Here is a 20,254-nt window from a genome sequence, read left to right as displayed (position 1 = left end):
GTCGTCAGCTGACCCCGGGGCGTCGGCGTCGGCCGGCCCCGGGGCGTCGGCTGCTCCCCCTCCAGCGGCTCAGGCCGCCCGCAGCGCATCCGCCGGAGGTGTCCGCAGGGCGTGCCGGGTGGGCAGTTCGACGGTGAGGAAGGACGTCAGCGCGACCGTGGCCGCCACCGCCGGGAGCAGCCAGGCGGGGCCCGCCGGCCAGGGGCGGCCGAGGAAGCCCTGGCCCAGGAGGGCGAGCGGGAGGGCGGACAGGAGCAGACCGGAGACGAGGGCCGCGGCGGCGATGACGGCGGCCTCGCGGCGCATCATCGCCCGGATCTGGCGCGGCGTCGTGCCGACCAGGCGCAGCGCGGCGATCTCGGCACGGCGCTGGGCGGTGGCGGCGACCAGCTTGTTGGCGATGCTCAGCAGCAGATAGCCGAGCAGCACCACGATGGTGGCCAGGTTGACCCACACCTCGGGCGGGGTGTCCGCGCCGGCGGGGTCCGGGTCCGTGCTGGACACGGCCAGGCCGGTACGGCCGGCGGCCAGCGCGGTCAGGCCCTGCCCGGCCGCGGAGGTGCCGTCGGTGCGGACCAGGACGCTCTGGTCGAGGCCGGTCGTGGTGTGCCCGGCGGCCAGGTCACGGGAGAGGACGACCGGGCCGAAGCCCAGGCCCCGGTCGTACACGGCGACGACCTCGGCGTCGGCCCGCGTCCCGTCGCCGAGCACCAGCCGCACCCGCTCCCCGAGCCCGGCCCCGCGGGCGCGCGCCGCCTCGCCGCTGACGGCGACCGCGGCACCGGTCAGCCGGGCCAGGCCGCCGTCCGTGACACCGAGGTCGACGACGTCCCGGGCGTCCGGGGTGAGGACCATCGCCGAGGCGGACTCGGCCACGGGCTCGCCGAACTGGTCGTACTCCCACACCACCGTGGTCGTCCCGACGGCCGCCGCCGCCCGCACGCCCGGCACGTCCCGCACGGCGGGCAGCGTGTCCGCGGGCAGCCCGCCCAGGCCCGGCGCGCTCACCTCGTACTGGGCGAGCGTGCCGGTGCGGGTGTCGTCCGAGGTGGCGGCCAGCACCGTCGTCTGCGCGAACGTGTACGTCAGGACGAACACGACCGCCATGGCCAGCGGGCTGACCACGCCCGACAGGCGCAGCGCGTAGGCGCGTACGTGGGACAGCGCCAGCCAGGTCGGGGCCGCCACCCCGGGGCGCAGGCGCCGTACGGCCGCCTCCCCGGCGCGCTTCACCAGCGCCGGGCCGGACAGGGCCAGGCCGATCGCGGAGAGGATGCCCGCGATGGACGTGGCCGAGGCCCCGATGACGGTCCGGGACAGCAGCGGCGCCGCCGACATCACGCCCGCGCCGAGGATCAGCAGCAGACCGGCGTGCGTACGCACCCGTGACGGGGTGCGCGGTTCGCTGCGCGACTCGGCGACCGCCTCGGTGGCCGGCCTGCGCGAGGTGCGCCAGGCCGCGCACCGGGCCGCGAGCTGCACGGCCCCGGCCATCAGGACCAGCGTGGCGAGCGCGGGCAACGGGCCCACCGTGAGGGGGAGTTCCTCCGGCAGCACCCCCCGTTCCGCCAGCACCCGCCGGAACCGGTCCGCCAGCAGGTAGCCGGCCGCGACGCCCGGCACCAGGGCCACCGCCGCGACGACCGTCGACTGCGCGGCGGCCAGACGGCGGATCTGCCTCGGGGTCGCCCCGACCGCCCGCATCAGCGCCAGGTCGCGGCGCTGCCCGGCGATCGTCACCCCCAGCGCGCCCGCGACGACGAACCCGGTGATCAGCAGCACGATCCCGGCGAGCGAACCGGCGAGCAGGATCAGCAGCGAGCGCGCCGAACCCACGCCGGGCGCCACGGCCTCCCCCCGGTCCGCGCCGGTGACGACCTCCAGCCCCGTGCCCGCGACCTGCTCGCGGACCGCCGAGGCGACCCGCTCCTCGGCACCGTCGTCGACGCGCAGGCCGATCAGGTCGACGGTCCCGGCGCGCGGCCCGTCACCGCCGCCGTCCCGCCCCGCCAGGCGCGCGGCCGTCCCGTCCGCGAAGTAGACGCCCGCGCCCGGGGCGTCGACCACCGCGGAGACCCGGTAGGAGGCGGCGGGGCGGCCGTTCACCACGACCCGGACCCGCTCGCCCACCGCGACGCCCGCCGCCGCGTCCACGGCGACCTCGCCCGCACCCGAGGGTGCCCGGCCCTCCACGCGGGGGTCCGCCAGCAGCTTCGTCGTCGACCAGCCGTGACCCGCCGACCTCGGGTCCTCGGCGGACGCCACGACCCGTCCGCGCGCGTCGACCAGCGCCGCCGGGAAGCCGATGTCACCGACGGCCTCGGTGACCCGGGGCAGGGCGGCCAGCCGGCCGACGAGCCGGCCCGGGACCGTGGCGCGCTCGGGCAGCGCGATCGGCAGGTCCCCGCTCGGGTGGAACTCCTGGTCGGCCGCGACCACGACGTCCGCGCCGCCGAGCCGCCCGGGTGGCAGCTGGGAGCGGAGTCCGGACTCGGCCAGGACACCCGTGGTGGTGATCAGCGCCGCGCCGCCCAGCACCGCGCACGCCACGGCGAGCAGTGCGGTGATCCGGTGGGCGGCCATCCGCCAGGCAAGGTGCAGCACGGTCTACCGCTCCCCCAACGCGACGAGGCGCTCGGCCAGTCGGGGCGCGGCCGGGCGCTCCAGCGCCTCCACCACCCGGCCGTCGGCCATCACCAGGACCCGGTGCGCGCGGGCCGCGGCGGCCGGGTCGTGGGTGACCATCACCACCGTCTGGCCCAGGTCGTCGACGAGCGCGCGCAGCAGGTCCAGCACCTGGTGGGCGCTGCGCAGGTCCAGCGCGCCGGTCGGCTCGTCCGCGAACACGACGGCGGGCTTCGCCGCCAGCGCCCGCACGACGGCGGCCCGCTGCTGCTGCCCGCCGGACAGCTCCGCCGGACGGTGCGACAGCCGGTCGGCGAGCCCCACCCGCTCGGTCAGCGTGCGCAGCCAGTCCCGGTCCGGGCGCCGGCCGGCCAGGCGCAGCGGCAGCGTGATGTTGTCCTCGACGCTGAGCGAGGGGATCAGGTTGTACGCCTGGAAGACGAAGCCGACGCGTTCGCGGCGCAGTTCGGTGCGGCGGGTCTCGCCCATCCCGGAGATCTCCTGCCCGTCGATGCGGACACTGCCCGACGTGGGGGAGTCCAGGCCGGCGGCGCAGTGCATCAGGGTGCTCTTGCCGGACCCCGAGGGCCCCATCACGGCGAGGAACGTGCCGTGCTCCACGGTGAGCGACACGTCGTCCAGGGCCCGCACGCCACCCGGGTACGTCCGGGCGAGGTGCGTCAGCGCGATGGCGGGCGCCCTGCGCGCGGTGGACGCCGCGACCGCGGTGCTCATCGACGCCCCCGCAGACCGCGCACGACGAGCGTTCCGGCGGCGAGGACGGTGACCACGCCGCTGGCCAGGTGCACCGCGGTGGGGGCACCGGCGAGGGAGGCGGCCATGTTGGCGACCGCGCTGACCACGACGACGGCCCACAGCAGCGCACGGAGGACGTCCCCGCGGGAGACGGCGTCCGGGCCCTGCCCGGTGGTGCGGGGCGGGGGTGTGCTCAGGCGGTAGGGGTCCTGGTGCGACATGGCGGCGTCCTCCGTGGCTTCGCTCTCGGTCCGCCACCGACGCTATGGACCCGGGCCCCCTCGGGCCGATCCCGCCAGCCGCCCGGTCCGAGGTACAGCAGGCTGTACTTTCCGGCTCCGCGCCGCCACCGGGGCGCCGGGCGTCATAGGGTCGGGCACGCCGGAGTGCGGCGAGCGGCTCTGAGGGAGGCGGGCGGATGACGGTCCCGATCACGTCCGTGCGGCAGAGCGCCCTGCGGACCCTGAGCGCCGCCGGCGCGGCGACCGGGCAGCTCGTCGGCGGGCTCGGTACGGCGACCCTGGCGCTGGGCGTGCTGGTGCTGCTGGCCGTGGCCGCGGTGACCGCGCCGGCCGGTGTCGGGCTCCTGCTCGCCCCCGTCGTGCTGCGCGCCCTGCACGCCCTGGCTCGCAGGGAACGCGAACGCCTCTCCAGCCGGGGACCCGAGATCATCCCGCCCGATCCCCCGCCCACCCGGCTGCGGCCCGCCCTGGCCGACGCCACCACCCGGCGCGAGCTGCGCTGGCTGGCCCGGCACGCCACCCTGGGGCTCCTCCTGGGCCTGCTCGGTCTCCTGCTCCCGGTCAGCGCGGTCCGGGACACCACCTTCCCCCTGTGGTGGCGCCTCGTGCCCGAGGGCGTCACCAGTACGTCGATCGGGATCGGGACCGCCGAGGCCTGGCCGGACGCCGTCGCCGTGGGCCTGCTGGGCCTCGGCTGGACCGCTATCCTGCTGGGGCTGGGGCCGGGCATGGCGCGGCTGCAGGCCGGCCCGGCGCGGCGGTTGCTGGCGGCGGGCCCGGAGACGGACCTGTCGCTGCGGGTGGCGGAGCTGACGGCGACCCGGGCGGCGGCGCTGGACGCGCACGCGACGGAGCTGCGGCGGATCGAGCGGTCCCTGCACGACGGTGCGCAGAACCGGCTGGTGTCGGTGACGGTGCTGCTGGGAGCGGCGCGGCGGATGGCGGCGCGCGATCCCGCGGGTGCCGACGAGCTGCTGGAGCGGGCGCAGTCGGCGGCGGAGCAGGCGCTGGCGGAGTTGCGCGCGGTGGCGCGGGGGATCCTGCCGCCGGTGCTGGCGGACCGTGGGCTGGCGGGGGCGCTGTCGGGGCTGGCGGCGGACTGCGGGGTGCCGTGCCGGGTGGCGGCGGATGTGCCCGAGCGGTGTGCGGCGTCGGTCGAGGCGACGGCGTACTTGGTGGTGGCGGAGGCGCTGACGAACATCGCGAAGCACAGCGGGGCGGGGCGGGCCACCGTCACCGTCCGGGCCCGTGGCGGCCGGCTGCGGCTGGTGATCGAGGACGACGGCCGCGGCGGTGCGGACGAGGGCGGCGGTTCGGGCCTGACCGGTATCCGGCGCCGGGTCGCGGCCCACGACGGCACCCTGCGCCTGGACAGCCCGCCCGGCGGACCGACGACCCTGGAAGTGGACCTCCCCTGCGGAAGGTGACCGGAGCGGACCCGTCCGCGAGGGGGTGACCCGCGCGGCGGTGCCCCCGGAGGTGAGGGGGCCGGCCCGGGGCGGACCGGACCGGCACGTCCGCCGGGCCCTGCGGATATGTGTTCGCCGCGGCAGGTATCCGACGCGCGCGACTAGAGTTCAGGTGCGGGGGAACCGGATTCCCTGCGGCGGGCCGTGTCCCCAGCGGTCCGCGGGAAGGTATGCATGTCCCCGGAGAGCAGGCTGACCGCCGATGACCGGCCGCAGGCCGCCGACCGGCTCGACGACGATCAGTACCCGGCGTACACCATGGGCAGGGCGGCCGAGCTGATCGGTGCCACACCCGGTTTCCTCCGTGCCCTCGGTGAGGCGGAGCTGATCAGCCCGACCCGTTCGGAAGGCGGGCACCGCCGCTACTCGCGCCAGCAGCTGCGCCGCGCCGCCCGCGCCCGTGAGCTGGTCGACCAGGGCACGCCCATCGAGGCCGCCTGCCGGATCGTCCGCCTGGAGGACGATCTGGACGCGGCGCTGCGCATGAACGAGGAGCTCCGGCGCGAGGCCGAGCGGCCCGGCGGGAACGGAGAACGGCGCGGCGAGTGAAAACCTGACCTCTGCGAAACAGATATTCGGCGGACGCCGGAAAAACTATCCTCTCCTTAAATCGAGGGCGTCTTTCCGTGCGATTCATTTCTGTGCAGCCGATTCATTTCGTGCTAGGCTGGACATCAGTTGCAGTTGTGGTTGCCATTTGTGTTACCGGTTTTCCGGGCAGGTGATCATCGCAGCGATGTGAAGGCCCGCACGGTGCGGGCCTCCAGCACTGCCTAGGAGTAAAAGACATGGCTTCCGGTACCGTGAAGTGGTTCAACGCCGAAAAGGGCTTCGGTTTCATCGCGCAGGACGGCGGCGGCGCCGACGTCTTCGCCCACTACTCGAACATCGCCACCCAGGGCTTCCGTGAGCTCCAGGAGGGCCAGCGGGTCAACTTCGACGTCACGCAGGGCCAGAAGGGCCCGCAGGCGGAGAACATCGTTCCCGCCTAAGGCGCGCGAACCGCACGGAAGGCCCGCACCGCAAGGTGCGGGCCTTCTGCATGGTCCGGGACTTTGCCATCTCTTTACAACCCGTCCCGCCGTCGCCTCGTCTCTCCGTCCGATCCGCGTTCGCGCCCGCACCCCGAGCGGCACGCACACGCGCCGACCCATGAGAGAGAGCGACCCGATGCGCCGAACCATCCTCAGCGCCGTAGCACTGGCCTGCACCGTCGTCCTGGCGGGCACCGCGCCCGCGTTCGCCGACGACCCCGCCCCGGTCCCCTCCAACCCCCCGGCCGCCGACGCCCCGAGCACCGGCACCGGGCCGAGCGAGGACGCCGTGCCGGTACCGTCCGTCAGCCTCCCCGCCCAGGCGGCCGAACCGTCCCAGGCGCCCGCCCCGGCACCGGCCGAGGGCCAGGTCTCCACCGTGCCCGAGGGCGCGCCCAACACCGGAGTGGCGGCTGCGGAGGACTCCGGGACCGACGAAGGACTCATCGGCGCGGGCGCCGGTGCGGTACTCGTCGCGGGCGGCGCGGTCCTCTTCGTCGTACGCCGCCGGCGGGCGGCGACCGGGGCATGACCCCGCGCTCCGGACGCGCCCTCGCCGCCGCCGCGCTGGCCGTACTCCTCGCGGGGTGCGGCGCCGGCCCGGAGGCCGGGCGGGACACGCCCGCAGGCCCCGCCACCACCGCGCCCACCGCCGCCACACCGCCCGCGCACGCCACCGCGAAGCCGCCCCGCCCCCTGGGCCGTTCGGTCCCGGTCGGCCTGCGCATCCCGGCCATCGGGGTCGACACCCCGGTGATGCGGCTGGGACTGGCGTCGGACGGCACGGTGGAGGTCCCGCCCGTCACGGACGACGACCGCGCGGGCTGGTACCGGCACTCGCCGACGCCGGGCCAGACGGGACCGTCGGTCCTCCTCGGCCACGTCACGGTCGGCACCCACGGGGACGGCGTCTTCCGGCACCTGGCGCGGCTGCGCCAAGGCGACCGGATCGAGGCGCGCCTGGAGAACGGCACGGCGGCGGAGTTCACGGTCACCTCCGTACGGACGGTGGCGCGGGCCGACTTCCCGACGGACGACGTCTACGGGGACGTGGACCGCCCGGAGTTGCGGCTCATCACCTGCGCCGGCCCGCGGATCGGCGAGGAGTACCGGGACAACGTCATCGTCTTCGCGGAACTGGCCGCGACCACGAACGCGACGCGCCCCGAGGCCTCCTGACCGGCCGTCCGTACCGTGCAGCCCCTACCCCACGACCATGGAGAGTGTTGAAACGGTCCCGTGACAGGGCGGCGTCCGAGCTGTTCGCCGCCCTGTATCCGCGCCTCGCCGGCTGGTGCCGCCGCCTGGTCGACGACGACGAGACGGCCCACGAGATCGCCTCGGAGGCGTTCACCCGGCTCTGGGCCCGCTGGACGTCCGTGGAGGAGCCCCGCGGCTTCCTCTACGTCACCGCCGCCAACCTCGTCCGCGACCACTGGCGCAAACTGGAGCGCGAACGCCGGGCGGTGCGCCGGGTCACCGCAGAGGTCGCCGTCCGCCCGCACCCCGAGCAGGCCGACCCCTCGGTACGGCTGCTCGTGCAGTCCCTGCCGGAGCGACTGCGCGTGCCGATCCTTCTGCACTACTACGCTGACATGCCGATCCGGGAGGTGTCCGTGCTGACCGGGCGCAAGGAAGGAACCGTCAAGGCCGACCTCCACGCGGCCCGCGAACTGCTCCGCGTCCATCTGAGGAGAAGCCTTGACCACACGCCTTGAGGACGGGGACGGCCAGGACGGCCCCGGGTCCGCGTGGGACGGCGACGATCCGCTGCTGGTCGTGCTGCGGCCGGGCGGCGACTACCTGGGACCGCCCCCCGGCCGCTACGAGGCGGTCCGCCGGGCGGCGTCCCGGCGGCGCCTGCTGCGCGCCGCGGCCGGCGCCGCCGCGACCGCTGCCGCCGCCGCCCTGATCGCGCTGCCGCTGCACTGGGCGGCCCCCGCGTCCCCCGCACGCCCGACGGCCCCGCTGGCCCCGGCCCCCGCCGGGCCCACGCCGACGGCCGTACCGAGTCCCGCCCCGCCCCGCGAACCCTCGCAGAGACCCCTTCCCGGGACGCACCCGCCCACCGCGTCGGTCTCCCCGCCCGGCTCCGCGCCGTCGGCGGTGCCGAGCACCCCGCCCGCCGCCGGGCCCTCGGCCCGGCCGAGCACGGCGCCGACGCCGTCGGAGCCCCACGGCGCGGCTGCCACGGAGCCCTCCTAGAAGGGACGCGGGAGAGAGGTGCGAGAGCGATACGGGAACGGTGAGAGAGAGGCGGGAGAAGCCGGCAGGAGAGACAGCGAGAGGGCGGGACCGAGGCTTCCGCCTCCGTCCCGCCCTCTTCTCACACGTCCCCGCGTCTACGCGTCCAGCGGCGCCGTACCGCCGAGCAGCGCCGACGCGGTCTCGACCGGCGTGGCGGCGGGCGCCGGAGCCGGTGCCGCCGCGGGGTCGGCGTGGCAGGTGAAACCGAGGCGGGTCATGGCCCGGGTGACCTCGCCGCTGGAGAAGTCGCGGCGGTCCTGCCGGGTGACGACCTCGCCCACCTGCTTGACGGGGTAGCGGCGGCGGCCGATGGTCACGGACTCACCCGTGATGGGCTCGGGAGTGACGCCCTTCATCGAATCCAGCACCCCGCCCTTGGTGAGGTCGAACGGGTACCGGGCGATGACACAGCGCATGATGCCTCCACAAGGGGGAGATGGGACGGGTGGGTTGCCGTTCGCGGTGGGTCTGGAGCAGGGCCCCTAGGCCGCCGAGCCACCGGCGGACTGGCGCCGCGGCCTGCGGCGCGGGGCTTCGCCGGCGGGCCGGCCCTGGGTACCGCGGCCCTGGCCGGCGCGGTTCTGCTGGGTGGAGGACCCCTGGCCGGTGCGGCCCTGCGCGGAACGGCCGCGGCGGCCACGGGACGAGGAACCCCCGCCGGACGCGGCGCGGCGCGGGCGCTCCACGACCGGTACGGCGATGATGACCGGGACACCGGACGGGGCCTGCGCCCCGGTGATGCGGGACAGCTCCGCCTCGCCCGAACGGACCGGCGTGACCTGGGGCGTGATGCCGGCCGAGGCCATCAGCCGGGTCATGTCGCGCCGCTGGCTCGGGGTCACCAGGGTGACGACGCTGCCGGACTCGCCGGCGCGGGCCGTACGGCCGCCGCGGTGCAGGTAGTCCTTGTGGTCGCTGGGCGGGTCGACGTTGACGACCAGGTCGAGGTTGTCGACGTGGATGCCGCGGGCCGCGACGTTGGTCGCCACCAGCGCCGTCACGTGCCCGTCCTTGAACTGGGCGAGGGTCCGCGTGCGCTGCGGCTGGGACTTGCCACCGTGCAGGCCGGCGGCGCGGACGCCGTTGCTCAGCAGGTGCTTCACCAGCCGGTCCACGGCGTGCTTGGTGTCGAGGAACATGATCACCCGGCCGTCCCGCGCCGCGATCTCGGTGGTCGTGCGGTGCTTGTCGGTGTCGTGCACGTGCAGCACGTGGTGCTCCATCGTGGTGACGGCACCGGCCGACGGGTCGACGGAGTGCACCACCGGGTCCGTCAGGTAGCGGCGGACGAGCCGGTCGACGTTGCGGTCCAGGGTGGCCGAGAACAGCATCCGCTGGCCCTCGGGGCGCACCTGGTCGAGCAGGGCGGTGACCTGGGGCATGAAGCCCATGTCGGTCATCTGGTCGGCCTCGTCGAGGACGGTGATGCCGACGTCGCCGAGGTGGCAGTCGCCCCGGTCGATGAGGTCCTTGAGCCGTCCGGGCGTCGCGACGACGATCTCCGCGCCGCCCCGCAGCGCGGAGGCCTGCCGGCCGATCGACATGCCGCCGACCACGGTGGCCGACCGCAGGCCCAGCGAGCGGGCGTACGGGGCGAGCGCGTCGGTGACCTGCTGGGCCAGCTCACGGGTGGGTACGAGGACGAGGCCGAGCGGCCGTCGCGGTTCGGCGCGCTGCCCGGCCGTACGGGCCAGCAGGGCGAGGCCGAAGGCGAGCGTCTTGCCCGAGCCGGTGCGGCCGCGGCCGAGCACGTCGCGGCCGGCCAGGGAGTTGGGCAGGGTCGCCGCCTGGATCGGGAACGGCGTGGTCACGCCCTCGGCCGTGAGCGCGGTCAGCAGGCGGGCCGGCATGTCGAGTTCGGCGAAGGACTCGACGGCGGGCAGCGCCGGCGTGATCGTCTTCGGCAGCGCGAACTCGCCGCCCTGGGGGGCGGCCGGCCGGCGACCGGAGGTCTGCGAGCGGCGGGGGCCGCCGCCGCCACCGGAGCGTCGGCGGTCGTTGGTGCGTACGCGGTTCATGGGGAACCTTCCTTGATATGGCACGTATCAAGGGAGACCCGCAGCAAAAGAGCGGCGCAGGGAATCGCAAGAACGAGCCGGCCCCGGTCGGTCTCGGCGTAGGGAGCCGAGTGGACCGAGAGAATTGATGAAACCGAGGGAATGAAATGCGCGGGGAGAGAAGCGGAACCCCGCAGGGCGCTCTGCGCCCGGAAACGCGGCGAGCTGGGGCCCGCACCCCTAGGCGCGGGCCCCAGCTGCGAAGTATGCGTGAGCGTCAGGCGGGAACGATGTTCTCGGCCGTCGGGCCCTTCTGGCCCTGCGCGATGTCGAAGGTCACCTTCTGGCCTTCGAGCAGCTCACGGAAGCCCTGGGCGTTGATGTTCGAGTAGTGGGCGAAGACGTCGGGGCCGCCGCCGTCCTGCTCGATGAAGCCGAAGCCCTTTTCCGCGTTGAACCACTTGACGGTGCCGGAAGCCATAATTTTCTCCTTCGGTACGGTGCTCGGAGTTCACCCTGTGTGAACTCCGGTCGCCGTGATGATCACCCCGTCGGACAAAACCTTCAGGCAACCACAACTGCAACTTCCCACGACACTAGCACGCCGTGATCGACCGGGAGCCGGCAATAATCTTGCTCCGACTGGCCGACCGAGGAATATTCCCCGGGCGTCCTGTTGATTTCTCCTGTCATGGCAGCAGATATTGCCCTCCGGAGGTCGCAGTCTTGCCGTCCGGGCTCCCGTCGGCGGCGTCATGACCACGTGTGATGGTGTCTGTGCCGCCTTCCGCCCCCGCCGGCACGGCGAAAGTGCCATAAGCGGCGAGACGGGCTTGTCGAGACAAAGGACACGTCGTACGTCGGGGCAGCGGACGCGGCCCGGCGCGCGGGCGCGGGGCGTTGTCGTGCCGTGGGCGGCTCCCGTTGGGGCGGAGTGGCCGGAGTGGCCGGAGTGGCCGGGGTGGTCCTAGAGCTTGCTCATCCTGGCGTAGGGCACGGTGATCCGCTCCTGCGCCGAGCCGAAGTCCACGAGCACCGCGATGCCGCCCTCGAGGGCGATCACCCGGCCGAGGCCGTAGGTGTCGTGGGTGACCCGGTCGCCCACCTCGAAGTGCTTGGGAGGCAGTGCGACCGGCTCCTTGAAGGGGCTGGTGGGCAACGCATGGCGTTTTGATCCGACTGGCTTTGTCATTGCCACCAGTATGTGCCTCCGCCGCGCCGATGGAGCCGTGGCGGAGGCACGGAGCGTCCGCCGGGCCGGCCCGCGGTACGGCGGCGGGCGACGGCCCGCCGCTCTTTTCTCCCCCCGGCCCGGGCGCCGGCGCCGGTCTCGACAATTCAGGACCGGAACCCGCAATGTGATCCTCCCGTCTCCTCTGCCGACGGGCTGCTCTTCCGGAACCATGAAGATTGAGACAAATGCCATCACAGGTATTTTCGCGAATAAAGTGGAGAAATACCTTCTCCGCATGGGGTCGACCACGTACGAGACTCTGGGTCGTGGCGGGTGTGGCGGCCCTCGCATTCAGCATCGCGCTGGAGATCGCCGCGCGCCGCTACGGCCTGCCAGGGCCGTTGACCAACCAGGCGAAAGAGGTGGTGTTCGCCCCCGCGTCGGGGCCGCTGCTGTACGCGAGCATGGCGTTGATGATGGTGGTACTCACCTGGCGGCAGCGGTTCGTCGCGGCCGGTGCCGCGATCGGCATCGACGTCGCCTTCCTGCTGGTGCGGTGGGCGTTCGACGCCGAAGTGAGTGACGGACACTCCTTCGGCAACGGTGCGTTGTGGGTGATCCTGGGCTGTGCGGTCGTCGCCGTCACCCGCCGCACCGGCCGGGAACGCGTCCTGATGCTGAAGGGGGTCGGACTCGGCCTGCTGCTGGTGGCCGGCCGCAAGACGGGCGACACCTGGCTGCTGGTCACGTCGAAGACCCGCCCGGCGGTACTCGACCCCTACGTGGCGCTCGCCGATCACGCGCTGGGCAGTCCGTCGTGGCTGGCAGGCCGGCTGGTCGCCGCCACGGGCCCGGTCGGCGAGCACGTACTCGACTGGGTCTACGCCCAACTCGCGGTGGCCGCCGTCGTCGTCGCGCTGTACCAGCTGCGCAACGTGGCGGCCGAGCGCCGTTTCCCGCGCCACCATCTGGTCCGTACGTTCCTGGTGATAGGTCTCCTCGGGCCGGCCGTGTACATGATCTACCCGGTGGTCGGGCCGGTCTTCACCTACGGCACCGGCGCGTTCGGCACCGGCGGCGAGCAGTGGGCGATGGCCGACCTGTGGCCGCACACGCCCCCGCCGGTCAGCCCCCCGCACCCGTGGACGTACGACGGCGTCACACCCCGCAACTGCATGCCCAGCCTGCACACGGCGTGGGCCACCGCCATCTTCATCCACTCCCGCAGGGCCCCACGCGTGCTGCGTTTCGCAGGAACGTTTTGGCTTATCGCCACGCTCGGCGCGACGCTGGGATTCGGCTACCACTACGGCATCGACATTCTCGCGGGCGTGGTGTTCGCGGTCACGATCGAGGCGGGACTGCGCTCGTTCGACCACGGCTGGGACCGGCCGGGAATCCGGCTGGTCGCCTACGGAACGGTGGTCTTCGCCGCGCTCCTGGCGTCGGCCCGCTATCTTCCGATGGAAATGGCCGCGCGTCCATGGGTGTGCGGGCCGCTTCTCGTTCTCGCGACGGCCTCGGTCGTCCACGGCTACGTGCGGACCGCCAGGCTGTGGAACCCGAAGACCGCGGCACCGGCGCGCAAGACGGAGCCGCAGCTCGAACTGGCTTGACGTCCTCGGCACCCCTTCCGCTCCCCGCCCCCGGAGGGGCGGTCACCGGCCGTTCACCGGTGACCGCCCGCGTCCTCGCCGTCGGCCCGGCCGTCAGCCTCGACGGCCGAAGACGGTCCTGCTGGAGCCGAGATCGAGGAAGACGGTCTCCCCGGTGGCGTCGTCCAGGCCGTCGTTGTCGGTCACGGCGTGGACCCGGCCGTCGCCGGCCACGGCCAGCCCTTCGAGCTTCTCCTGGGTCCAGCCGTTCGTGGCCCGCAGGGCGGGCAGGACGTCGTACGCAAGCCGCTTCGGCAGCACCGGCAGGGACCCCGACGGCGCCGCCGACCCCGGCATGTCGACCGTGTGGATCCGCTTGACCCTGGCGGCCGGTCCGTTCAGCTTGTCGCGTTCGACGACCGCCAGCCTGTCCCCGACCACGGTGATCTCGGAGAGGCCGATCCAGTCGCCCGGCGTGGTCGTGGAGGCGATCCGGTAGCCGTACCAGCTCCAGGTACCGGCCCCGACGTCGTACCGGCCGAGCCGCACGACCCCCGCCGGGTCGCCTTCGACCTCGCGCTGGAGCGCGGCCCAGACCACCTCGCGGCCGCGCCGGTCCGTGGTGGCGGCGACCCCTTCGAGCCCCTGCTTGCCGAGGCCCGCGGCGACGTCCGCCGGCAGGGGGACGACCTGCCGGGTCACCCCGTCGCGGTCGAGCCGGACCAGCCGGTTGCCCGCACCCGTCTCGCCCTCGACGGCGAGCCAGTACCCGCCGCGCGGCCGGGCGGCGATGCCCTCGGCGTCGTAGCCGGCCGGCTGCCCCGCGGCGTCCTTGACGGTCAGCGCCCGGGTGACGACCGCCGGCCGGCCCGCGCGCGCCGTGTCGAGGGTCAGGATCCTGGTGGTGGAGTACGCCGCGTCGGTGACGGAGTACAGCTGGTGCGGTCTGCCGGGTACGGCGGACAGCGCGCCGAGCGCGCCCCAGCCGATCGGCGCGCCGGTGGAGTCGGCGGCCGAGACGACGCCCGGGACGGCGGGGGCGCCGGGCGTGCTCCTGCCCAGCCGGAAGAGGCTCACGGTGGCCCGTACGCCCGCCTCGGCGTCGTCCTCCTCGCTGGAGACCGCGAGCAGGCCGCGCGAGGGGATCGGCAGCAGGCCCTCGGGGCCGTTGGTGGTGGGCAGCAGCTGGCGGAAGACCGGACGGGCCGGCCGGCTGATGTCGTAGACGGCGACGAAGTTGCCGCGCTCCGAGCCGACGAAGGCGTAGCGCACGCCGTCGTACTCGGCGATCGCCAGGCCCTCCGGCTCGCTGCCCTTCTCGGAGCGGCCCTCGTCGTACAGCCCGTACCGTACGGCGAGCCGCTCGAAGCCGTTGCCCGCGTCCCAGACCACCTTCCCGGTCCGGCTGTCGAAGACGGACCAGCCCCGGGTGCCGCCGCGCCAGTCACCCTCGTTGGCGGTCGCCAGGTAGCGGTCGTCGATCCAGCCCAGCGCGTCGGGCTCCCGCGGCACGCCGGTGATCGACCCGGTCAGGTCGATGGTGCCGTCCTCGACCGTGTCGATGCCGTGCACCGTCGCCGTACCGGCGCTGAACGCCTTGGTGATCCGGCCGGTCGGCAGGTCGACGAGGACGACGCCGTTGTTCTCCTGCAACGTCACGGCGAGCTGGCCGCGGCCGTTGACGGAGACGTACTCCGGCTCCGGGTCGGTGGGCGCGGTGATCCCGGCGGCGGCCAGCACGGGCAGCGCCGAACCGTCGGCCCGCGTCAGGGGCACGGCCCGGGTCCGCCAGTGCGCGGGTGACGACCCCTTCTTCAGGTCGACGATCTGCACGAAGCCGGCCGGCGCCTGGGGGAGATCGCCCTCCTCGCCGCCGGGCGGGGCCGCCTCCTCGTCGCGTTCGTTCTCGATCGCGATCGCCGCGTACCGCTCGTCCTCACTGACCGTGATCGAGTCGGGCTGCCCGCCGAGGTCGAAGCTGGCCACCCGCTCGCGGTCGCGCAGCGAGATGACGTCGAGCCGGCCGGAGGGGGCGGTGTGGCTCGCGCTGGTGTTCACCACGACCAGGACGTACGGGCCGACCACGGACACCGAGGTCGGCTCGTCCTCGGCGTCGCCGAGCCGGGCCAGCGACAGGGTGCCGAGGCCGCGCGGGCGGTCGGGGTCGCCGATGTCGAGGAAACCGATCCGCCGGGCCGCCGCGTCGGTGTGGACGAGGGTGCGCCCGTCCTCGCTGACGGCCGAGATCTCCGCGACGGTCGCGGCGGCCGGGTCCTCGCCGGCCGGCCGGTTCCGGAAGACCGGGTAGGTGGCGGTGCGCTCGAAGGCCACGGGCCGCTGCGGGCGGTGGTGGCCGCGCTCGCGCTGATCCGCGTGGGCCGCGCCCGCGCCCGCGAGGGTGCCGGCGGCCACGGCCAGGGCCGCGAACGCGGCGCAGGTTCTCCTGCTCTTCGGGGACATCGTTCCTCCGTTACGGACCACTGCGATGCCGAATCGTTTCAGCCGTGGGTGGGGCGCGCCGGACCGCCGAATGAACAACCGGCGAAGACCACGTGCGCCGGCCCGCGCGGCCCGTGGCCCGTGAGGTCCCGGCCGGGCGCCGCCGACGCTCTCGGCGGCGCCGCCCTCGTCGCCGGCGCCACCGCCCTCAAGCCCGCCCCGAGGTCGCTGGGGGGCTACGGCGGTGTCGTCCGGGCCCCGGCGGCACGGTCCGGCAGATCACCAGGTGTGGCGAAGAAGGACCCGCCCGGTCGGCCGGGACGCCGACGGGCTCGTGCTCCTGCCGGGCGGGCCCCGGCAGCCGGTGAGCCGGTCGCCGCGGTCGCCCTGGCCCGTGCCTGCGGCCGCCGCGCCGGTACGGCCGGGCACCGTCCGGGGCGGGGGAGGCACCGCGCAAGGCCGCGGCGACGACTGGGCGGAAAATCACCGTCCCGGTCCCCTTCCCGCCCCCGTCGGCCTGCGGTGCCACCCGCCGCGGAAACAGCGGGAATTCCTTCTTCCGTGAGCGAATTATCGATTCGTCTGCGTTTCCCTTTTCCCATCCGCCCCTGGTGGAACACCTGCCCGTCATGAGTAATGCGGGCAAGTCGAATTCCCGTCGAGCAGTGCGATCGCCGCTTTTTGGACTTTGTCCGCGGAACGGGCCGGGAAATCGTTTCTCCATCTCTACGATCGCAAGCTATGACCCACAATCCACGGGAAAACTCCGCCACCCGTGCGCGCTGGCAGACCTGTCTCCGACTTGCCCGCGAACTCCTGCTCGTCGGCCCGGACGGCAAGGACCTCAAGCTCGACTACCTCCACACCCTGATCGACACGGGCCGCCTCGGCGCCACCCGCCACCCGCGCAAGAAGATCCTCGTCGTCGGCGCCGGCATCACCGGCCTCGTCGCGGGCCGTCTGCTCAAGGACGCCGGCCACGACGTCACGATCCTCGAGGCCAACACCGACCGTGTCGGCGGACGCATCAAGACCTTCCGCGCCACCAAGCACCACCAGCCCTTCGCCGACCCGGCCCAGTACGCCGAGGCCGGTGCCATGCGGCTGCCCGACTTCCACCCGCTCGTCCTCGCCCTCGTCGACAAGCTGGGGCTCGGCCGCCGCCAGTTCTACAACGTGGACGTGGACCCCTCCACCGGCAGCGGCCCCGACGTCCCCGTCCCGCCGGTGACGTACACCTCCTTCACCGGACGGACGTGGACCTACGGCGACGACAGCCCCGACTTCCGCGAACCCGACAAGCGCGGCAACACCTGGATCCGCGCCAACCGCGTCCAGGTGCGGCGGGCCGACTACGCCGCCGGCCCCGAACGGATCAACGAGGGATTCCACCTCACCGACGACGAGGTCCGCGCCCCCGTCGTGAAGATGGTCGACGACGCCCTGGAGAGCGTGCGCGACTACTACTCCGACGTGGTCGACGGAAAGCGCGTCAACAAACCGTTCGACGAGTGGGTCGAGGGCTGGGCCCGGGTGATCCGCGACTTCGACGGCTACTCGATGGGCGGGTTCCTGCGCGACCACGCCGGGCTCAGCGACGAGGCGATCGAGGCCGTCGGAACGCTGGAGAACATGTCCTCACGGCTGCACCTCTCCTTCTTCCACAGCTTCCTGAGCCGCAGCGACATCAACTCCACCGTCCGCTACTGGGAGATACCCGGAGGCAGCTGGCGCCTGCCGCACGCCCTCCACCAGGGCCTGCGCGACGAGGTGCGGCTCGGCCACCGCATGATCCGCCTCGAGTACCACGACCCCAGCCGCGACACCGACCCCGAGGGCACCGGAGCCGTCGGCCCCGACGGATGGGGCGTGGCCGTGCAGACCGTCGCCGAGAACGACCCCCAGGCCCCGCCGCGCCTGTGGACCGCGGACCTGGCGATCGTCACCGTCCCGTTCTCCGCCCTGCGCTTCGTGGAGATCGTCCCCTCGATGTCGTACAAGAAGCGCCGCGCGGTCATCGAGACCCACTACGACCAGGCCACCAAGGTGCTGCTGGAGTTCAGTCACCGGTGGTGGGAGTTCACCGAGGAGGACTGGCGCGACGAGCTGGAGACCATCGCGCCGGGACTCTACGAGCACTACCGGCTCGGCGCCGACCAGGGCGCCCGGGCCCGCGTCACCCTCCCCGATCCGGAGGCCGGCCTGCTCGGTGCCGCGGTCAAGGACAGCGGCGTCACCGAGGAGATGCGGCGGATCGACGGCACCATGCCGCTGCGCGGCCCGGCCGTCCGCCCCGCCACCCACAGCTTCGGCGGGGGCTCCGCCACCGACAACCCCAACCGGTTCACGTACTACCCCTCGCACCGGGTCGAGGGCAGCACCGGCGGCGTCGTGCTCGCCTCGTACTGCTGGTCCGACGACGCCGCGCGCTGGGACTCCATGCGCCCCGCCGAGCGCTACGTCTACGCCCTGCGCAACCTCCAGGCCCTGCACGGCCGCCGCATCGAGGTGTTCTTCACCGGCCGGGGCGCCACCAAGAGCTGGGCCCGCGACCCGTACGCCTTCGGTGAGGCCGCCATCTACACCGCGCACCAGATGACCAGCTTCCACCTGGACGTCTCCCGTCCCGAGGGCCCCGTGCACTTCGCCGGGGAGCACACCTCCCTCAAACACGCCTGGATCGAGGGCGCCCTGGAGAGCGCCGTCCGCGCCGCCGTCGCCGTCCACCACGCCCCGCCGGTCACCGTTCCGGGACCGGACAAGGAGGAATTCTCGTCGTGATCGCGATCAACCCCGGGTGCACGGTCGCCCGCTACCTCGCCCGGCGCCTGGCCGAGCTGGGCATCACCCACCTGTTCGGCGTCCCCGGCAACCACCTCGGCCCGTTCCTGACCGCGCTGCACGCCGAGGGCGACATCGAGTGGGTCGGCACTCCCACCGAGGGCGGCGCCGGCCAGGCCGCCGACGCCTACGCCCGCATCCACGGCGTCGGCGCGGCCGCGGTCACCTACAGCGTGGGCGCCTTCAACCTCCTCAACGCCTGCGGCGGCGCCTACGTCGAACGGGTCCCGCTCGTCGCCGTCAACGCCTCCCCGCCCTACGAGCAGTGGCAGAACCAGCGCGCCCTCGGCCTGCTCACCTCCCACATGAGCCCCCGCACGGAGAGCAACCTGGAGGTCTACCGGCAGGTCACCGTGGACGCGCAGGTCATCTCCAACCCGGGCCTCGCCCCCGGCCAGATCGACGCCGCGCTCACCGCCTGCCTGACCGAGCGCCGGCCGGTCTACCTGGAGGTCATGGAGGACCTGTGGGACGAGCCCTGCGCCGAGCCCCAGGAGCCGATCAGCCGCCGCGAGCGGCCGCTCGGCGCACGCGGCCAGACCCTGCTGGACAGCGCCGTCGCCGCGATCCTCACCCTGATCGAGGAGCGTCCCGGCCCGGACGGCAGGCCCCGCCCGGTCGTGTGGGCCGGCGAGGAGATCGACCGGTTCCGCCTGGGCGCGCGGCTCACCGACCTGGTCGAGGCCACCGGGGTGCCGTTCTGCACCACCGTCGGCGCCAAGGCCGTCGTCGACGAGGACCTGCCGCAGTTCCACGGCGTGTACAACGGCCACGCCAGCCATCCGGACGTGCACTGGGTCTTCAAGGACTGGGCCACCTGCCGGATCGGACTCGGCGCCTGGTCCACCTCGAAGAACCTCGGCGGCGAGCAGTGCGTCGGCGACGACTGGGTGATGGCCGCGAACGGCGGTGTGAGCGTCGGCACCTCCTACTTCCCCGACGTCCAGCTCGGACAGCTGCTGCCCGCCCTCCAGGACGCCCTGGTGAAGGCGTACGGCTCCGACGGCCTCGCCGCCGACTACTACGCCGAGGCCCACGCCCACCACGGGGCGCCCGAGGACCGCCCCGCCGCCCTGGAGCACCACCGGGCCTCCCTCCACATCAGCGGCTCGAGCTCCCGTCGCCGAGGCCACCCCGGGCACCTCACCTACGACGGCGTGTTCGACCGGATCAACCACTTCCTGGGCCGCGAGACCCGGGACGACTGGACGGTCGTCTCCGACGCCGCCTTCTCCCTCATCGGCTCGATGAACCTGTCGCTGCCCGCGGGCGGGTTCCTGTCCCAGGTCAGCTGGCTGTCCATCGGCTGGTCGGTCGGCGCGGCCACCGGCGCCGCGCTGGCCCCCGAGCGCACGCCCGCCCGCCCGATGGTGTTCGTCGGCGACGGCGCCTTCCAGGAGACCTGCCAGGAGATCTCCACCCACACCCGGCTCGGGCTGCGCTCGGTGGTGTTCGTCATGGACAACGGGCACTTCTACGGCATCGAGCAGATGCTGGTCCACCCGTCCTACTACGCCGGGGACGACCAGGCCGGCCAGGGCGACCGTTCCGACCCGGACTTCTACAACGTCCTCCACCCCTGGCACTACGACCGCCTCGCCGCCGTGTTCGCCGGCCGGGACACCCCGGCGACCGGGGTCGCCGTCGCGGACACCGCGGAGCTGGACGCCCTGCTGGCCCGCCTCACCGACCCCGCCGACCCGGTCAACGCCGGACCGCTGCTGGTCCGCGTCCGACTGCGCCGGCACGACTACCCGAGGGCCATGGCGTACAAGGTGCCGAAGCCCGGCACGACCGCCTGACGGGCCGCCCGGCCCGGAGCGAGCACGGGGCAC

General features: G+C 73.9%; 18 protein-coding genes. 10 read left to right on the top strand and 8 right to left on the bottom strand.

Annotated elements, in window-relative coordinates:
• Positions 1-69: 69 nt before the first annotated feature.
• Genes ACP4IX_RS29825 through ACP4IX_RS29815 form a run of 3 tightly spaced genes read right to left on the bottom strand, consistent with a single transcriptional unit; the run spans position 70 to position 3,602 of the window.
• The gene (locus ACP4IX_RS29825; protein ID WP_426557625.1) at positions 70-2,604 is read right to left on the bottom strand and encodes an FtsX-like permease family protein; all 2,535 of its coding nucleotides are present in this window, start codon (positions 2,602-2,604) and stop codon (positions 70-72) included.
• A 3-nt stretch (positions 2,605-2,607) separates the two neighbouring features.
• Positions 2,608-3,360 (bottom strand): ABC transporter ATP-binding protein, encoded by a 753-nt coding sequence (locus ACP4IX_RS29820; protein ID WP_426520993.1) that lies wholly within the window; start codon positions 3,358-3,360, stop codon positions 2,608-2,610.
• Complete coding sequence (locus ACP4IX_RS29815) at positions 3,357-3,602, bottom strand: hypothetical protein (RefSeq protein WP_426520991.1); 246 nt, start codon at positions 3,600-3,602, stop codon at positions 3,357-3,359. The genes ACP4IX_RS29820 and ACP4IX_RS29815 overlap by 4 nt, the downstream gene beginning before the upstream one ends.
• Before the next feature lie 197 nt (positions 3,603-3,799).
• Here ACP4IX_RS29815 and ACP4IX_RS29810 point away from each other — a divergent pair, with 197 nt between their 5' ends.
• From ACP4IX_RS29810 to ACP4IX_RS29780, 7 genes are all read left to right on the top strand, one after another.
• Positions 3,800-5,050, top strand: a complete 1,251-nt coding sequence (locus tag ACP4IX_RS29810; protein ID WP_426557623.1) for a sensor domain-containing protein — start codon at positions 3,800-3,802, stop codon at positions 5,048-5,050.
• 216 nt (positions 5,051-5,266) lie between these two features.
• Positions 5,267-5,641, top strand: coding sequence for a MerR family transcriptional regulator (locus tag ACP4IX_RS29805; RefSeq protein WP_426520987.1), 375 nt, complete (start codon positions 5,267-5,269; stop codon positions 5,639-5,641).
• A 239-nt stretch (positions 5,642-5,880) separates the two neighbouring features.
• Entirely contained in the window at positions 5,881-6,084 is a 204-nt protein-coding gene (locus tag ACP4IX_RS29800; protein WP_003975194.1) for a cold-shock protein, read from the top strand.
• Between the two features lie 178 nt (positions 6,085-6,262).
• On the top strand, positions 6,263-6,658 hold the full coding sequence (locus tag ACP4IX_RS29795; RefSeq protein WP_426557621.1) for a sortase-dependent protein: 396 nt from the start codon (positions 6,263-6,265) through the stop codon (positions 6,656-6,658).
• Positions 6,655-7,305, top strand: a complete 651-nt coding sequence (locus tag ACP4IX_RS29790; RefSeq protein WP_426520983.1) for a class F sortase — start codon at positions 6,655-6,657, stop codon at positions 7,303-7,305. Before ACP4IX_RS29795 ends, ACP4IX_RS29790 begins: the two co-directional genes overlap by 4 nt.
• 47 nt (positions 7,306-7,352) lie before the next feature.
• Positions 7,353-7,844 carry an RNA polymerase sigma factor gene (locus ACP4IX_RS29785; protein WP_003975205.1) on the top strand — a complete coding sequence of 164 codons (492 nt, stop codon included), beginning with the start codon at positions 7,353-7,355 and terminating at the stop codon, positions 7,842-7,844.
• Entirely contained in the window at positions 7,828-8,331 is a 504-nt protein-coding gene (locus ACP4IX_RS29780; protein ID WP_426520980.1) for a hypothetical protein, read from the top strand. The genes ACP4IX_RS29785 and ACP4IX_RS29780 overlap by 17 nt, the downstream gene beginning before the upstream one ends.
• 137 nt (positions 8,332-8,468) lie before the next feature.
• Here ACP4IX_RS29780 and ACP4IX_RS29775 read toward each other — a convergent pair whose 3' ends face one another.
• The 4 genes from ACP4IX_RS29775 to ACP4IX_RS29760 all read right to left on the bottom strand — a co-directional run bounded on the left by ACP4IX_RS29775 (position 8,469) and on the right by ACP4IX_RS29760 (position 11,562).
• On the bottom strand, positions 8,469-8,789 hold the full coding sequence (locus tag ACP4IX_RS29775; RefSeq protein ID WP_426520978.1) for an SCO5918 family protein: 321 nt from the start codon (positions 8,787-8,789) through the stop codon (positions 8,469-8,471).
• Positions 8,790-8,855: 66 nt separating this feature from the next.
• Positions 8,856-10,391, bottom strand: coding sequence for a DEAD/DEAH box helicase (locus ACP4IX_RS29770; RefSeq protein WP_426557619.1), 1,536 nt, complete (start codon positions 10,389-10,391; stop codon positions 8,856-8,858).
• Between the two features lie 256 nt (positions 10,392-10,647).
• A complete protein-coding gene (locus tag ACP4IX_RS29765; RefSeq protein WP_055418803.1) occupies positions 10,648-10,851 on the bottom strand; it encodes a cold-shock protein in 204 nt (67 codons plus the stop codon).
• Between the two features lie 486 nt (positions 10,852-11,337).
• Complete coding sequence (locus ACP4IX_RS29760; RefSeq protein ID WP_426520974.1) at positions 11,338-11,562, bottom strand: hypothetical protein; 225 nt, start codon at positions 11,560-11,562, stop codon at positions 11,338-11,340.
• Positions 11,563-11,870: 308 nt separating this feature from the next.
• On the opposite strand from ACP4IX_RS29760, the gene ACP4IX_RS29755 reads away from it, so the two are divergent.
• Positions 11,871-13,160: a phosphatase PAP2 family protein gene (locus tag ACP4IX_RS29755; protein ID WP_426520972.1), complete on the top strand. Its 1,290-nt coding sequence runs from the start codon at positions 11,871-11,873 to the stop codon at positions 13,158-13,160.
• 93 nt (positions 13,161-13,253) lie between these two features.
• On the opposite strand, the gene ACP4IX_RS29750 is transcribed toward ACP4IX_RS29755, so the two are convergent.
• On the bottom strand, positions 13,254-15,599 hold the full coding sequence (locus ACP4IX_RS29750; RefSeq protein WP_426557617.1) for an esterase-like activity of phytase family protein: 2,346 nt from the start codon (positions 15,597-15,599) through the stop codon (positions 13,254-13,256).
• A 720-nt stretch (positions 15,600-16,319) separates the two neighbouring features.
• On the opposite strand from ACP4IX_RS29750, the gene ACP4IX_RS29745 reads away from it, so the two are divergent.
• Positions 16,320-18,359, top strand: a complete 2,040-nt coding sequence (locus ACP4IX_RS29745) for a flavin monoamine oxidase family protein (RefSeq protein WP_426520968.1) — start codon at positions 16,320-16,322, stop codon at positions 18,357-18,359.
• Positions 18,356-20,221 carry an alpha-keto acid decarboxylase family protein gene (locus tag ACP4IX_RS29740; protein WP_426520966.1) on the top strand — a complete coding sequence of 622 codons (1,866 nt, stop codon included), beginning with the start codon at positions 18,356-18,358 and terminating at the stop codon, positions 20,219-20,221. Before ACP4IX_RS29745 ends, ACP4IX_RS29740 begins: the two co-directional genes overlap by 4 nt.
• The last annotated feature ends 33 nt before the right edge of the window (positions 20,222-20,254 follow it).

The organism is Streptomyces sp. WG5 (genome assembly GCF_049974565.1).
GTDB lineage: Bacteria > Actinomycetota > Actinomycetes > Streptomycetales > Streptomycetaceae > Streptomyces.
Note: the sequence above shows the minus strand (reverse complement) of the source record. Positions and strands in the feature narration are given on the sequence as shown.